Origin of the sequence: Actinomyces polynesiensis (genome assembly GCF_000820725.1) — a bacterium.
Taxonomy (GTDB): domain Bacteria; phylum Actinomycetota; class Actinomycetes; order Actinomycetales; family Actinomycetaceae; genus Pauljensenia; species Pauljensenia polynesiensis.
Window position 1 is genome coordinate 1 of sequence record NZ_CCXH01000194.1, and the last position, 14,677, is coordinate 14,677.

The following is a 14,677-nucleotide window of genomic DNA, read 5'->3' on the forward strand; positions in this document are numbered from 1 at the left end:
CACGCCGACGAGGGCGACGCCGCGTCCCCCTCAGTGCGGTAGGCGCAGCCCGCCGTCGGCGGGGTCCGCGGCCACCAGACCATCGGTGAGGAGGGCGTCCAGCACACGACCGGCCTGCGCCGTGTCCGCACCCGGGAGGGTGGCGGCGGCCAGCGCCTCCTCCCGGGTGACGGTGCGCCCGGCGGTGTGGGCCCCGCGCAGCAGGGCCATGACACGCCCCCGAGCCTGGCGGTCGGTGCCCGACCAGGCCTGGCCGCGTGGCCTCACCTCGGCGGGAGGGCACCCGTCGGCCAGCCAGTGACACCCCTCGGCCAGGGGGCACTCCCCGCAATGGGGTGCACGCTGGGTGCACACGAGGGCGCCGAGCTCCATGAGTGCGACGTTCCAGTCCGCCGCCGCGGCCCCGTCGGTGGGCAGCAGTGCCTCCGCGCGGGCCCGTTCGGGGCGTGAGGGCGCGGAGGCGGGCGCGAACTCGACCCCCTCCAGGGTGCGCGCGAGGACCCTGCGGACGTTCGTGTCGAGGACCGGGACCCGGCGGTGGTAGGCGAAGGAGGAGACGGCACTGGCGGTGTAGGGACCGATGCCGGGCAGTGCCAGCAGCTCCTCGAGGTCGGCGGGGACCCGTCCGCCGGGCCGGGCCGCAATCGCGGCGGCACACTGCTGGAGGCGCAGCGCCCTCGACGGGTACCCCAGTCGGTCCCAGGCCACGAGCACATCGGCCCGGCTCGCACCCGCGAGGTCCGCGGGAGTCGGCCACCGCTCCATCCAGCGTTCCCACACCGGCTGGACGCGGGGGATCGGCGTCTGCTGGCTCATCACCTCGAAGACCAGGGTGGCCCACGGGGAGACACCCTCGGCGCGCATCGGCAGGTCGCGCCGGTGCAGCGAGTACCACGGCAGGAGGGCATCGAACACGGGCTCAGGGTAGCGCGACCCGCGGCGCGGCCACCGGCCGACTGCCGTGGGAGGGAGACGCCGGCATGACACAATCACCCTGCGCGCCGTGCACACCGCGCGTTGTGCGCCGGACGGCGCACCGATCGACCAGGAGGACCCCTCATGACCACGGAGGACCCGAGCGGCGGACAGGTTCCCGACCCCGGTGCGACCCCGCAGTTCCACCCGCACCCCCAGGGCCAGCAGGCCCACGGACAGTCGCCCGACGCCCAGCCGGGCTCCACCTGGTCGCGGTACCCCGACTCGCCTTCCGGCCAGCAGCAGTACGGCCAGCCCTCCCAGGGGCAGGCGCCCCACGGGCAGCAGCAGTACGGCGAGCAGGCCTACGGGCAGGCGCGCCACGGGCAGCAGCAGTACGGCCAGGCGCCCCATGGGCAGTCGCCCTACGGGCAGCAGGCGTACGGGCAGCAGGCGTACGGGCAGCAGGCGTACGGGCAGCAGGCCTACGGACAGTCGCCCTTCGGCCAGCAGCAGTACGGCCAGCAGGCATACGGCCAGTCGACTGCGGCTCCCAAGAGCATGGTGGTCGCGGTCCTGCTCGCCGTGTTCCTGGGGACCCTCGGGATCCACAACTTCTACCTGGGATACACGCAGAAGGCTGTCATCCAGCTCGTTCTCACCATCGTCGGGTGGGCCACCTCCTGGCTCTTCGTCGGCCTGCTCGCCGTGTTCGCAGTGGCGGTGTGGGTGATCGTGGACATCGTCCAGATCGTCTCCCGTCAGGGGCAGTACGCGGCCGATGCGAACGGTGTCCCCCTGCAGTCCTGACCACCGCAGGCGTGACGCGGGTGCCCGCGCGCACATGCCGGACCCCGGCGTGTCACAATTGGCCCCATGCTGCTGAGCGATCGTGACATCCTCGCCGGGCTGGACTCCGGGCGCATCCAGCTCGACCCGATCGAGCGCGACCTCGTCCAGCCCGCCAGCATCGACGTACGCCTGGACCGTCTCTTCCGCCTCTTCGACAACCACCGGTACTCGGTGATCGACCCGGCGGCGGACCAGTCCGACCTCACCCACATGGTCGACGTCGGTCCCGACGAGCCCTTCGTCCTCCACCCCGGTGAGTTCGTCCTGGGGGCCACCTACGAGCAGGTGACCCTCGGCGACGACATCGCCGCCCGTCTGGAGGGCAAGTCCTCCCTGGGGCGCCTGGGACTGCTCACCCACTCCACGGCGGGGTTCATCGACCCGGGCTTCTCCGGACACGTCACCCTCGAGCTGTCGAACACGGCGACGATGCCGATCCTCCTCTACCCGGGGATGAAGGTCGGGCAGTTGTGCTTCTTCGACCTGTCGACCCCGGCACTGCACCCCTACGGGTCGAGTGGGGTCGGTTCCCACTACCAGGGGCAGCGTGGTCCCACGCCCTCGCGCACCCACCTGCGTTTCTCGCGGGTCCGCATCGAACGGCCGGACCGTGGCTGACCAGCCCCCGCAGCCGCCGCAGCCCCCCAGGCGGCGCTCGATCAAGGAGCGGCTGGCGGCCGCCCCGGCGCAGCCCGGGACGCAGACACCCAATCCCCTCACGGAGACGACCACCACCTCCATCGGGGGCCTGGACATGCTCTCCGCCGCCTACCGGATCGGGGAGGGCGGGAAGGTCGTCCACGACCACCTCGCCGCACCCCTCGCCGCTCCCCTCGAGCGCCTCGAGGCGGCGCACCCGGTCGAGATCGGATGGGCCCTGTCCCACCACCTCCTGCTCCTCTCCCCTGAGGTCGAACCCGACGAGCTGGAGGCGCTGGCGGTCTCGGTCTGGGAGGATGCCGGCTGGTCCGGGCCGGGCATGCTCCGACTCGGTGGTCAGGCGGCGCTCCAGGGCCCGTGGCTCGTGGACACGGAGGTCCGGCGCGGGCTCGGCACCGCCGCCGACCTCAGCCAGGCGTGGGTGCTGATCTGCCCGGCCACCCGCGGTCCCGCCCCCACGCCCGAGGTGATGGAGCGCGACGAGTGGGCGCGGGCCTTCCCCGACGGCATGCCCGCGGGGGTGGAGTACAGGGTGCTGCTCAGCCTGAGGCGCATGGCGCGCCGACTGGCCGGTGCCATCCGGATCAGCGGGAGCGGCCGGGTGCTCACCCCGGACCCGGACTCGGCGGTGAGTCTCGCGGTCTTCTCCCCGAGGTGGGTGCGCCCCGAGGACCTGCTCGACGTCCTGCGCCCGGTCTTCCCCACGATCGTGGACTCTCGCGACATCGGGCCCGTCGAGCAGCGGCGACCCACCCGTCGCGAGGTGCAGCGGGTCTCGGCACTCAACGACGGGCGGGTGGACCTCCCCGCCGAGGTGCTGCGCTCCCTGGAGGAGTCGCGGCGCAGGGCCGCCCGGGAGCCCCAGGTGGTCGACGGGTACGCCCTGGTCGCACCGGTGGGGAACCGGTCCCAGATGCTCCTCGAGGTCCACCAGGTCCCCCTGGTCCCGCAGGCGCTGCGATGGGAACCGTGGAGCAACGGTGTGGTCGTCGAGTACCGGCTGCGCTGGCAACCCGACGGTGAGTTGGCCCCGCTGCAGTCACCCCTCACCCGCACCGCCCGCCTGGAGCGGCTGCGGTCGGCCCGCGACATCGAGGAGGCCGCCGGGTTGGTCTTCTCCGTCGTGGGGGGCTCCGTTGTGGACGAGGACGACTTCCTCGTCGCCCTCGACACCTCCTCCTGAACCCAGCCATCGTCCTGACCCGCGAGGCACGCCTCTCCTGACCCGCGAGGCACGCCTCTCCGGACGCGCGAGGCACGCCTTCTCGGTCGGGAGCCTGGAGCGAGTCCAGGGAGGGGCGTGCTTCGAGCTTCTGGGGAGGCGTGCCTCGCGGGAGGGGAAGGGGTGGGGGTGAGGAAGGGGTGTGTCTTCGCCCGTGGCGGAGTGAGGGTCTCCCGGAGGCTGTGCACGGCTGGCGTCCAGCCCTTTCACAGGTGTGCAGCCTTGGATCGTTGGAAACGGCGGCGAGAGGAGACACGATGACTGCCGATGACAGGATCCCCGAGGTCACCCTGGTCTTCGAGGACGGACACCAGGAGGGACCGAGCTACACCCAGCGCCCCCACGGGGATGCCCGGGACGGTCTGTCCGGACACGGCCGTGCGGGCCGTGGCGCACTCAGGAACACCGACGAGGGCAACGCGCTGCCCGTGCCGGGCCTCCCGGTCGCAGTCCTCGGAGCCACGCTCGGCGTCATGGCCCTGGCGGGTGTCGTCACGACGAGCCTGTCCGCCGTCGCCCTGCCCACCGGGGTCGCGACCGCTGCAGCCCTGGGCACTGCCGCCGTCCCGACCCTTCTCGCCGGGATCGCCCAGGCAGTGTTCGGACCGCTCGGGATGACACTGGTGGTGCTCGGGGCACTGGCCGCGCTCGGGTCGCGCCCGCGGTCGAGGTCCCTGCGCTTCCCCCTGCTGGTGGTCATGGGCTCGGCGTGGATCGCGACCGGGCTGGTGTCCACCGTGACTGCGGGGACCACGGGCTTCCTGGCGAGTGCGGCAGCGGCCTGCGCCGCGGCGGCGACCGTCTCCGTCATGCTGGTGGAGCGGCACCTGCGCCTGCCGGTCGCGATGGTGGGAGTGCTCCTGTCGGCCGCAGTGGCCGTGAGCCTCGTCTACGTCGGTGCCGTCAGTGTGGTCGGCGTGGTCGCCTCCCTGGTCGTGGGTTCGACCGGTGCCCTGCTCGGGGCGGCCGTGTGGAACCGCAAGTGGGCCCCGGTGATGGACATGCGTGACGAGAGCTACCGCAGGGCGGGCATGCGCTGAACAGGTGAGTGAGTGCCCGACGGAGCCCAGCTTGCTCTGACGATTTTGCTTCACCGAGGAGTGCGGGAGACGCGCGGTATGTCGCGTCCGCACGCGCTGCTCACGTTGCGACGCCCCGTCCTCCCCACGGTGTCGGATCTGGAGGCGCTTCCTGCTGGGTGGGGACGGTCAACCCCGATTGGAGACCAGATCGGCGAGTACCAGTGGTCCTTGTATACCCCATGGGGTATATTGCCCGCATGAGGATGACACTGAGTCGGAGCCACTGTCCGCAACGGCCCATACCCTGCGGGGGACGCGCCCGACCACAGAGGGGGTCTCGACGATGACCCGTCTCGTGGTGGTCGGTGGCGTCGCCGGTGGGATGAGTTGCGCGGCGCGCGCGCGACGGCTCGATGAGACCGCGGAGATCATCGTCCTGGAGCGCGGCGCGCACGTCTCCTTCGCGAACTGCGGACTGCCCTACCACGTGGGCGGGGAGATCCCCGATCCCCAGGACCTTCTGGTCCAGACCCCGGAGAGCCTGCGTGCAGCCCTCGACCTGGATGTGCGCACCGGGCATGAGGTCATCGGTGTGGATCCCCGGGCCCGCGAGGTCGTGGTCCGCACACCGGACGGCGAGGAACACATCGGCTACGACGCCCTCGTCCTCGCTCCCGGGGCCGTCGCCGCGCGGCCCCCGATCGAGGGCCTGGACTCCCCCCGGGTGCACGCGCTGCGGACGGTCGGGGATGCGACGTGGCTGCGCCGGACGGTGGACGAGGGCGCGAGGCGGGCCGTCGTCCTGGGCGCCGGGTTCATCGGGATCGAGGCCGCCGAGGCCTTCGCCCACCAGGGGCTCTCCACGACGATCGTGGAGTTCGCCGACCATGTGCTCCCGCCGCTCGACGGCGAACACGCCCGCCTCGTGGAGGATGAGCTCCGTGCGCTCGGGGTGGACGTCCGCACAGGTGTCGCCGCACGCGAGGTGATCCCGGGTGAGGCGGAGGACACGGTGGTCCTGGGCGACGGCACGCGGCTGGCGGCGGACATCGTCGTCCTCTCCACAGGTGTCCGACCTGACACAGCGGTGTTCGAGGAGGCCGGGGTCACCTGTGAACGTGGTGCCATCGTCGTCGACGAGCACGGACGCACCTCCCTCGACGGTGTCTGGGCCGTGGGGGATGCGACGGTCAGCACCGATCCCGCCACCGGTGTGCGTCGGCCGGTGGCCCTGGCAGGCCCGGCCAATCGAGCGGGCCGACAGGTCGCGGACGACATCATGCGCCCCGGTCACGCCCGTCCACTTCCGCAGCCTCTGGGCACGGCCATCGTCCGTGTCGGTCGGCTCACGGTGGCGGTGACGGGTGCCAACAGGGCGGCGCTGCGCGCAGCGGGGATCGAGCACCACACGGTCCACCTGCACCCCAACCAGCACGCGGGGTACTTCCCGGGTGCGACTCAGATCCACCTGAGCGTCCACTTCCGCGCCGGGGACGGCCTGCTCCTCGGTGCGCAGGCCGTGGGGGTCGAGGGAGTCGACCGACGCATCGACGTCCTCGCCACCGCGGTGCGCTCGCGGATGACCATCGCGGACCTCATCGATCTCGACCTGGCCTACGCACCCCCGTACGGACAGGCCAAGGACGCGGTCAACCTCGCGGGCATGGTCGGATCCAATGTGCTCGACGGCACCCTCGCGCTCTGGTACCCCGAGGAGCTCGAGGGGGTCACCCGCACCGCGTTCGTCCTCGACGTGAGATCCCCGCAGGAGTTCGCCACCGGCCACATCGCTGCAGCGGTGAACATCCCCCACACGGAGCTCCGGGACCGCCTCGGGGAGGTCCGCACCGGAGCGGCTGGCCGACCCGTCCGGGTGACGTGCGCCTCCGGGGTGAGGTCCGCGATCGCCCATCGGGTCCTCACGCAGAACGGCTTCGATTCGGCCTCCCTGTCCGGGGGGATGCTCACCCTGCGTGCCACCCTCGGTGACGACTGCGACCTGCTGGCGTCTCCCCGTCATCCGTCCAGACCTGCGAACGCGGTCGACGCCGGTCCTCGCGAGCCCGCCACCACACCCCTCAGGAGAACTCGTGCCCGTCACTGACGCAGATGCCCAGCGCCGCATCCTCAACCGCCTCCGACGGGCCCGCGGCCAGCTCGACGCCGTCATCAACGCTGTCGAAGGTGGGGGGACGTGCAGGGAAGTGGTCACCCAGCTGGCCGCCGTCGCCTCCGCCCTGGACCGGGCCGGCTTCGTGATCATCTCCACGGCGATGAAGGAGTGCCTCGCCGATCCGGAGGGGGCCGACCGCGAGGACAAGATCACGACGGAGGAACTGGAGCGACTGTTCCTCACCCTCTCGTGACCGACCTGCGCCCCCATTCGGGCAGCGCCCCGGTGTCCGGATGCCCGGATGCGCGGGAGCACCAGTGCGCCGATGCACCGGGCCGGCGGCAGCCAGACCCACACCCACACCCACACCCACACCCTGGAGGAGAACAGCATGTGCCGAGCAGTCACCTGCAAGACCTGCGGAAAGACCACATGGGCCGGCTGCGGCCAGCACATCGACGACGTCAGGAGGACGGTGCCCGCCGGACGGTGGTGCCCCGGCCATGAGGAGAAGCGTGAGGACCGTCCCGCGAGAGGACTCTTCGCCACGCTGTTCAGGCGGTGAGGCCACCCGAGCCCGGGAGCGGGCCTGCACACGATCCCGAGGAGTACTGGGATGCCCGCTACCGCGAAGGCGGCGCCGTGTGGTCGGGGCGCCCCAACGTCCCTGTCGTTGATGCCGTGCGTTCCCTCTCACCGGGGCGGGCGCTCGACCTGGGCTGCGGCGAGGGAGGGGACGCGATCTGGCTGGCGGAAAGGGGCTGGTCGGTGACAGGGGTGGACATCTCGCCCTCGGCCATCGCGCGGGCGCGGGAGGCGGCAGGAGCACTCGGAGCGGCGCCGAGCCCGACCTTCGTGGTCGCTGACCTCTCCACCTGGGAGCCGGAAGGGGGTCCCTTCGACCTGGTCATGGCGAGCTTCCTGCACTCCCCCGTGGATCTCGCGCGCACCGCGGTCCTGCGTCGGGGTGCCGATGAGGTGGCTCCCGGTGGCCACCTGCTCATCGTCTCCCACGTCACCCCGCCCACAGGCATGTCCACGGGTGGGCACACGCCGCCCCGCTTCCTGACTCCCGCACAGGAGCTTGACGCACTGGGCCTCGACGGTGGCGGATGGGAGGTGTGCCTCATGGAGACCCGCACCCGGACGCGCACCCCGCAGGTCGACGCTCGCGCAGGCGGGCCCGAGCAGCGGATGGACGGGATCCTCCTCCTCCGACGGCTCTCGTCCTGAGGGTGCTGGGCGCATGCGTCCGGGTCGGGGTGCTCCTGGCATTGACCCGGGGACGGGTTGGCGACGATGTGGGGTCTCGGTGACGGAAATCGGTCGGATCTGGCCGGGACTGACGTCGAGACCCCACTTCGTTGACACGCCGGTGTCGGCGCGTGGTTTCGTCGGGTCAGGTGCATGTCCTGGTGTGTGCGGGCACACGGGTGTGGGGGGGCAGGACCTGGGCCGGGGCGCATGGGGGAGGCGCACCGGGGGTCAGGAGTCAGTGACCGTTGGCCCCGTGGTCCCCGTCAGGTCCGAGGTGCTCGTCCAGTCCGCGCCGCACACCGTCCAGCAGGAGCAGGGCCACGTCCCGCACCTCGGGCAGCTTCGCGGCTCCGCCCTCGTCGGCGCCGGTGCTGCCCGAACCCGCGTCTGCGGACCCTCCTGGGCCCGCGGGTGTGCCCGAGGTCCCGAACCCGGCGCTCGCCCCGGTGGCGGAGCCGAGCATCTGGGAGCAGAAGGGGCAGGCGGTGGCGACCACGGCCGCACCCGTGCTTGCCGCCTCGGTCATGCGGGCGTCGGCGATGCGGATGCCGCGGGTCTCCTCCATCCACGCTCGTGCCCCGCCTGCGCCGCAGCACATGGCGCCCTCGCGGGAGCGAGGCATCTCCACCAGTTCCAGGCCGGGCAGTGAGCCGATGAGTTCGCGTGGGGGTTCGTAGACCTGGTTGTGGCGACCCAGGAAGCAGGGGTCGTGGTATGTGATGGGGATGTCGCCGGTGGCGCTGCTGCCCGCGGCGTTCCCGGTGGGGCTGCCCGCGGTGCTCCCGTCGGCCCCGGGCGCGTTCGCCGTGCCCGGGGTCCCCGCCGTCCCGACCGCCACGGACGGCGCAGTTGCCACGGACGGCGCAGTCGACACAGGCGACGCGGCCGGCGCGACGGGACGCAGCTTGCCCTCGCGCACCAGGCGGTTGAGGAGTTGGGTGTGGTGGATGACCTCGAAGGTGCCCCCCAGCTCGGGGAACTCCCCGGCGATGGTGTTGAAGCAGTGGGCGCAGGTCACGACGATGCGCTGGGCGTGGGCCTCGTGCAGGGTGTCGATGGCCGCGCCCGCCAGCATCTGGAAGAGGACCTCGTTGCCGGCGCGGCGAGCAGGGTCGCCCGTGCAGGACTCCCCGGACCCGAGCACCGCGAAGCTGACGCCAGCGGTGTGGAGCAGTTCCGCCACGGCAGCGGTGGTGGCCTTGGCGCGGTCGTCGTAGGCGCCGGCGCAGCCCACCCAGAACAGGTAGTCGACGTCCTCGGCGGACTCCAGGTCCTCCCCGATGACGGGGACCTCGAAGTCGAGCCCCTTGGCCCAGTCCAGGCGCTTGCGGGCGGGCTGGTTGTAGGGGTTCGCCTTGGTCTCCATGCCGCGGAAGGCGCGACCGAGCTCCCGGGGGAAGGCGGACTCCATGAGGACCTGGTGGCGGCGCAGGTCGAGGATGTGGTCGACGTGCTCGATGTCGACGGGGCACTGGTCCACACACGCCCCGCACATGGTGCAGTCCCACAGGACGTCCTCGGTGATGACGTCGGGGACCAGGGGCCCGTCCGCCACCGCGACCCCCAGGGGCCCGGTCGCCCCGGACCGGGACAGTGCGCTCAGGACGTCGAAGGAGTGGGGGGCGGGGTCCACGCCCTTCTCCACCAAGCGCGTGATCTCGCCGTCGGGGCCGGTGACCTCCTCGACGTCGACCTCGGTGACCTCGATGTTGGAGACGGCCTCCAGGTGGTCGCGCATGGCCAGGACCAGCAGCTTCGGGGAGAGCGGCTTCTGGGTGTTCCACGCGGGGCACATCTCCTGGCAGCGCCCGCACTCGGTGCAGGAGTAGAAGTCGAGACGGTCCTTCCAGGTGAGGTCGTCCGCGGTCCCCACCCCGAGCGTGGCGTCCTCGGGCAGGTCCTCCACGTCGCGGACGGGTTCGCCCGCGTTGAGCATCGGCGCGGCCGGGCCGAGTGCCTTGGTGCCGTCGGCGTTGCGTCGCGCGTAGAGGTTCACCACGGCCAGGAAGCGGTGCCAGGCCACCCCGGCGCTGGTCTGGACGCCGACCACCATCATCCACAGCATGGAGGTGGTGATCTTGACCGCGGACACGATGACGATGGCGTTGGCCAGGGCGAGCGGGGTGACCCCGCCCAGCATCGAGCCGATCCACGCGGTCATGGGGAAGTGCCACGCGCTGGCCAGGTGGGCGGTGGCAGGGTCGGTGCCCAGGTGCGCGTACTCCAGGGCCCGCAGCGCCACCACGCAGGCGCACACGATGAGCACGACCCACTCCACGAAGAGGGCCTGCCACCGGGTGGAGCCCAGGAAGCGGGAGGCGATCCCGCGCGGCGAGCCGTCGCGCGGGGTGGGGACAGTCGGGTGGGGGGCCGGCTGCTCGGCCGGGAGGTCGGCGGGGTGGGGGGTGTCGCCCTCGTCAATGGTGCCCCGGGGGGAGGCGGGGATGGGGCGCGCGGACGAGGGCGGCTCCGCATCCCCTCCGGACAGCGCGGCCTCACCCGGGGCGCCATGACCCGCCCGGCGGCGCACGACCATCAGCCAGGCGATGCCGAGGAGGCCACCCCAGGCGAAGAACTCCGTCAGCCACTCCCAGGGCGGGAAGTGGCCGATGAGGGGCAGCGCCCAGGCGGGGTCGCGCAGCTGGGCGTAGCCGCTGACCAGGGTGAGGAAGAGGAGCGGGAAGGAGATCATCACCAGCCAGTGGGCGGCCTTCACCGCCGGGCGGCCCTTGAACTCGCGATGTGTCAGCGCCGTGGAGATGACCCCCCACAGGCGCTGGCCCACCGGGTGGGTGCGGGTGTGGTCGGGTCGGCCCCCGCTGAACTCCCGCCACAGGTGCGCCACGCCGCGCACGAGTGAGATCACGCCGAAGAGGGTCGCGAAGAGGGCGACCACCCATGTCAGCGTCGAGAGCAGGGGAGAGGGCATGTGTGACTCCTCGGTCGCGTCACCCGGGCGGGAGGGCACTCCATTATCGCCCCACCTGCGACGCGTGCTCCGGGAGGGGTGGAAGGTGCTGTGGAGCGGACCTCGAGCCCCGAAGTGAGCGGACCTCACCGTGGGAACAGGGCGGACCTCGACCCCCGAACAGGACGGACTTCGCGGGAGGGAGGGGAGTGGGGTGGGCACGGCGGGCAGTGACTTGGCCTGTGCATTACCCTTGGTGTGGGCCGGTGAGGCGGCGTCGGGCTCCGAGTCGGCGCTCGTCCGGCCCGTTGCCCTGACCGCACCCTGACGACCAGGAGCCCACATGATCGTGCTGCTCGCCGCGCATCTCGCAGCGGCGCTCGCAGCACCCACCCTGGTCCGCCACCTCGGGCGACGCACCCTCGCACTCCTCGGCCTCGTCCCCGCATCCGCTGCCGCCTGGGCCGCCCTGAACACCCGCGCCGCCTTCTCCGCGACACCCCCCACCGAGCACCTCACGTGGGTCCCGGGCCTCGACATGGACCTCTGGTTCCGCCTGGACCCGCTCTCCTGGCTGATGACCCTCATCGTGGGCGGCGTGGGCGCACTGGTGCTCGTCTACGCCTCCGGGTACTTCTCCGACACCTCCGCCGGGCTCGGACGCTTCGCCGGGGTCTTCGTCGGCTTCGCCGGTGCCATGCTCGGGGTCGTCACCGTCGACCACTCCATGGGGCTGTACCTGTTCTGGGAGGCCACCTCCCTGCTGTCCTTCCTGCTCATCGGCCACCACCACGACCGACGCCCCGCCCGGGGCGCCGCCCGCCAGGCCCTCCTGGTGACCTCCTCCGGTTCCCTGGCCATGTTCGCCGGTTTCGTCATGCTGGGCCTGGCCCCCGGGGGTTCCTTCCGCATCTCGGAACTGGTGGCCGCCCTGGCCGACGGCACCATGGACCCCACCTCACCCCAGGTCGTCGTCGCCGCGCTCCTGGTGCTCGCGGGCGCCGCCACGAAGTCCGCCCTCGTCCCCGCCCACTTCTGGCTCCCCGGTGCCATGGCGGCCCCCACCCCTGTCTCCGCCTACCTGCACGCGGCCGCCATGGTGAAGGCCGGCGTGTACCTCGTGGCGCGCGTGGCTCCGGGCTTCACCGAGGTCCCGGGCTGGTCACCGGTGGTCGTGGTGCTCGGCCTGGCGACCATGCTGGTCGGCGGGTGGAGGGCCCTGCGCCAGCACGACCTCAAGTTGGTGCTCGCCTACGGCACCGTGTCCCAGCTCGGCCTCATCACCGCCACCGTCGGGCAGGGCAGCGCCGGGGCGATGGCGGCGGGGCTGACCATGCTGCTGGCCCACAGCCTCTTCAAGTCCACCCTGTTCCTCACCGTCGGCGCCGTCGAGTCCGCGACGGGCACCCGCGACATGCGCAGGCTCACCGGCCTCGCCCGGCGCATGCCGGTGCTGGCCACCGCGGCCGGCCTCGCGGCACTGTCCATGGCGGGCGTCCCGCTCACCACCGGCTACCTCGGCAAGGAGGCCCTGCTCGGGACCCTCCTGCACGGCTCGGAGGCCGGCTGGGTCGCCGCCACCCCCTCCCTCGACGTGGTGGTCGCCCTCGTCGTCGCCGCGGGGTCGGTGCTGACGGTTGCCTACTCCTGGCGCGCCTGGTGGGGCGCCTTCGGGACCCGCCCGGTGGCGGGGGAGGTCACCGTCCGCCCGACCGGTCGGCCGATGCTCGTGCCCATCGTCGTCCTCTCCCTCGGCGCGCTGCTCGGACTCCTCCCGCACACGCTCGAGTACCTCTTCTCCCCGCCCGCCGACCGGCTCCCCGGCACCGCCCACCTCGCCTGGTGGTCCGGCTGGGAGCCCGCCGCCCTCACGGCGGTCGTCCTGGTGGGCGGCGCCCTCCTGGCCCGGGCCGCCCCCCGCTTCGAGGCCCTGCAGGCGCGACTGTCGCCCCCGGTGTCCGTGGTCGACGTCTACTCCTGGAGCCTGCGGGAACTCGAGATCGTCGCGGCCCGCCTCACCCGCCTCACCCAGCAGGGGTCCCTGCCGTGGAACCTCTCCACGATCATGCTCACCCTGGTGGCGGCCGTCGGCGCCTCCGTCCTCGTCTCCCCGCCGGGCCCGGTGACCGTGCGCTGGGCGGACTCCCCGCTGCAGGTCGGCATCGCGGTCCTCATCCTGCTCGCCGCGGTCATGACGGCGCGGTCGCGTCGACGCATGCGGGCCGTCTTCGCCCTGGGTGCGGTGGGACTGGGGGTCGCACTGCTCTACGCCTCCCAGGGCGCCCCCGACCTGGCACTCACCCAGGTGGTCGTCGAGGCGGTCGCCATGGTGGTGTTCGTCCTCGTCATGCGCAAGCTGCCCCGCTACTTCTCCGACCGCCCCCTGGCCTCGGCACGCTGGCTGCACCTGGCCATCGCCGGGGCCGTCGGGCTCGGCGTGGTCGCCACCGGCCTGTACGCGGCCTCCGCCCGCGTCCACACCCCGGTGTCGGCCCTCATGCCCAGCGAGGCCCTCGAGTTCGGCGGGGGACGCAACATCGTCAACGTCATCCTGGTGGACATCCGGGCCTGGGACACCGTCGGCGAGCTCTCCGTCCTGCTGGTCACGGCCACCGGGGTCGCCTCCCTGATCTACCTGCGCTCGCGGTCGGGCCGCATCGACCGCGCCCCCAGCGCCCCCGAGCAGCGGCCCTTCCTGCCCGCCGTCTCCGCCCTGCGCCCCCAGGAACGCTCCACCGTCCTGGAGGTCACCACGCGCCTCCTCTTCCCGACGATGCTGGTGCTGTCGGTGTGGCTGCTCCTCATCGGCCACAACTCACCGGGCGGTGGCTTCGCCGGCGGTGTGGTCGCGGGCCTCGCCTTCGTCCTGCGCTACCTGGCGGGCGGGCGCCACGAACTGGGGGAGGCCATGCCCGTCCCTGCCGGCCGCGTCATGGGACTGGGCCTGTTCATCGCCGGCGTGGGTGCCATGTCGCCGCTGCTCTTCGGCAACGCGGTGCTGCAGTCCACACCGGTGGACGTCCACCTGGGTGTCCTGGGCGACCTCCACTTCACCACCGCCATGGGCCTCGACATCGGCGTCTACGTGCTGGTGGTCGGGCTGGTCCTCGACCTCGTCTCCGCCGCGGGTGCGGAGATCGACCGCCAGTCCGCCGCCGAGCGCCGCCGTCGCCGTGAGGCCGCCCCGTCCCCGGCCCCCACCGACGAGGGCGCCTCCGCACCCCTGACCGGGCGCCCGGCCACCACCGAGGGCCACGCGAAGGTGACTGGCCGCGCCACCACCGCTGGTCACCCGACCACGACCGGCCCCTCCGCCACGGCGGGGTCGGCAGGGGAAGGGGGGCAGGCGTCATGACCGCTCCCTCCCTGGTGCTGCTCTGCGTCGCCGGAGTCCTCGTCGCCACCGGTGTCTACCTGCTCCTGGAACGCTCCCTGTCACGGATCTTCATCGGACTGGGCCTGATCACGCACGGCGTCAACGTCCTGGTCCTCTCCTCCGGAGGGGCCGCGGGGCGCCCGCCGCTGCTCGGCCAGGAGGACCCCACGGCTATGGCGGACCCCCTGCCGCAGGCCATGATCCTCACCTCCATCGTCCTGTCCCTGGGCACGACCGCCTTCGGATTGGCACTGGCCTACCGGTCCTGGCGCCTGAGCGGCCACGACGAGGTCGTCGACGACGTCGAGGACCGCCTCGTCGCCCAGCGCGCGGCCGACGAGGCCGCCCGGGC

The 14,677-nt window shown here is 72.5% G+C and carries 12 protein-coding genes; 10 read left to right on the forward strand and 2 right to left on the reverse strand.

Annotation, left to right across the window (positions count from 1 at the left end):
• Nucleotides 1-30: 30 nt before the first annotated feature.
• The gene (locus TA90_RS08170; protein WP_187120113.1) at nt 31-864 is read right to left on the reverse strand and encodes an A/G-specific adenine glycosylase; all 834 of its coding nucleotides are present in this window, start codon (nt 862-864) and stop codon (nt 31-33) included.
• 195 nt (nt 865-1,059) lie between these two features.
• Between TA90_RS08170 and TA90_RS15580 the strand changes: the two genes are divergently transcribed.
• The 8 genes from TA90_RS15580 to TA90_RS08210 all read left to right on the forward strand — a co-directional run bounded on the left by TA90_RS15580 (nt 1,060) and on the right by TA90_RS08210 (nt 8,017).
• On the forward strand, nt 1,060-1,725 hold the full coding sequence (locus TA90_RS15580) for a TM2 domain-containing protein (RefSeq protein WP_052450668.1): 666 nt from the start codon (nt 1,060-1,062) through the stop codon (nt 1,723-1,725).
• A 66-nt stretch (nt 1,726-1,791) separates the two neighbouring features.
• Nucleotides 1,792-2,385 carry a dCTP deaminase gene (gene dcd / locus TA90_RS08180; RefSeq protein ID WP_043535718.1) on the forward strand — a complete coding sequence of 198 codons (594 nt, stop codon included), beginning with the start codon at nt 1,792-1,794 and terminating at the stop codon, nt 2,383-2,385.
• Nucleotides 2,378-3,610: a hypothetical protein gene (locus TA90_RS08185; RefSeq protein WP_052450669.1), complete on the forward strand. Its 1,233-nt coding sequence runs from the start codon at nt 2,378-2,380 to the stop codon at nt 3,608-3,610. The genes dcd and TA90_RS08185 overlap by 8 nt, the downstream gene beginning before the upstream one ends.
• 296 nt (nt 3,611-3,906) lie before the next feature.
• Nucleotides 3,907-4,689: a hypothetical protein gene (locus tag TA90_RS08190; protein ID WP_043535719.1), complete on the forward strand. Its 783-nt coding sequence runs from the start codon at nt 3,907-3,909 to the stop codon at nt 4,687-4,689.
• Nucleotides 4,690-5,014: 325 nt separating this feature from the next.
• On the forward strand, nt 5,015-6,775 hold the full coding sequence (locus tag TA90_RS08195; protein ID WP_082031577.1) for an FAD-dependent oxidoreductase: 1,761 nt from the start codon (nt 5,015-5,017) through the stop codon (nt 6,773-6,775).
• Complete coding sequence (locus TA90_RS08200) at nt 6,762-7,037, forward strand: metal-sensitive transcriptional regulator (protein ID WP_043535720.1); 276 nt, start codon at nt 6,762-6,764, stop codon at nt 7,035-7,037. The genes TA90_RS08195 and TA90_RS08200 overlap by 14 nt, the downstream gene beginning before the upstream one ends.
• A gap of 48 nt (nt 7,038-7,085) precedes the next feature.
• Complete coding sequence (locus TA90_RS08205; protein ID WP_147513434.1) at nt 7,086-7,349, forward strand: hypothetical protein; 264 nt, start codon at nt 7,086-7,088, stop codon at nt 7,347-7,349.
• Nucleotides 7,346-8,017: a class I SAM-dependent methyltransferase gene (locus tag TA90_RS08210; RefSeq protein ID WP_052450670.1), complete on the forward strand. Its 672-nt coding sequence runs from the start codon at nt 7,346-7,348 to the stop codon at nt 8,015-8,017. The genes TA90_RS08205 and TA90_RS08210 overlap by 4 nt, the downstream gene beginning before the upstream one ends.
• A gap of 259 nt (nt 8,018-8,276) precedes the next feature.
• Here the strand turns inward: TA90_RS08210 and TA90_RS08215 are convergent, their stop codons facing one another.
• Complete coding sequence (locus TA90_RS08215) at nt 8,277-10,970, reverse strand: (Fe-S)-binding protein (protein ID WP_043535722.1); 2,694 nt, start codon at nt 10,968-10,970, stop codon at nt 8,277-8,279.
• Nucleotides 10,971-11,292: 322 nt separating this feature from the next.
• Between TA90_RS08215 and TA90_RS08220 the strand changes: the two genes are divergently transcribed.
• Together TA90_RS08220 and TA90_RS08225 are read left to right on the forward strand one after the other, a co-directional pair.
• Complete coding sequence (locus TA90_RS08220) at nt 11,293-14,304, forward strand: Na+/H+ antiporter subunit A (RefSeq protein WP_074015358.1); 3,012 nt, start codon at nt 11,293-11,295, stop codon at nt 14,302-14,304.
• Nucleotides 14,301-14,677, forward strand: a 377-nt coding sequence (locus TA90_RS08225) for a Na(+)/H(+) antiporter subunit C (protein WP_043535723.1), incomplete at its 3' end; no start/stop codon positions are given. The genes TA90_RS08220 and TA90_RS08225, both read left to right, overlap by 4 nt.

Bases quoted from the DNA above. Each gene is read 5' to 3' on its own strand.
- TA90_RS08170 (WP_187120113.1), bottom strand. From the start codon at position 864: ATGCGCGCCGAGGGTGTCTCCCCGTGGGCCACCCTGGTCTTCGAGGTG.
- TA90_RS15580 (WP_052450668.1), top strand. From the start codon at position 1,060: ATGACCACGGAGGACCCGAGCGGCGGACAGGTTCCCGACCCCGGTGCG.
- dcd (WP_043535718.1), top strand. From the start codon at position 1,792: ATGCTGCTGAGCGATCGTGACATCCTCGCCGGGCTGGACTCCGGGCGC.
- TA90_RS08190 (WP_043535719.1), top strand. From the start codon at position 3,907: ATGACTGCCGATGACAGGATCCCCGAGGTCACCCTGGTCTTCGAGGAC.
- TA90_RS08195 (WP_082031577.1), top strand. From the start codon at position 5,015: ATGACCCGTCTCGTGGTGGTCGGTGGCGTCGCCGGTGGGATGAGTTGC.
- TA90_RS08205 (WP_147513434.1), top strand. From the start codon at position 7,086: ATGCGCGGGAGCACCAGTGCGCCGATGCACCGGGCCGGCGGCAGCCAG.
- TA90_RS08215 (WP_043535722.1), bottom strand. From the start codon at position 10,970: ATGCCCTCTCCCCTGCTCTCGACGCTGACATGGGTGGTCGCCCTCTTC.
- TA90_RS08220 (WP_074015358.1), top strand. From the start codon at position 11,293: ATGATCGTGCTGCTCGCCGCGCATCTCGCAGCGGCGCTCGCAGCACCC.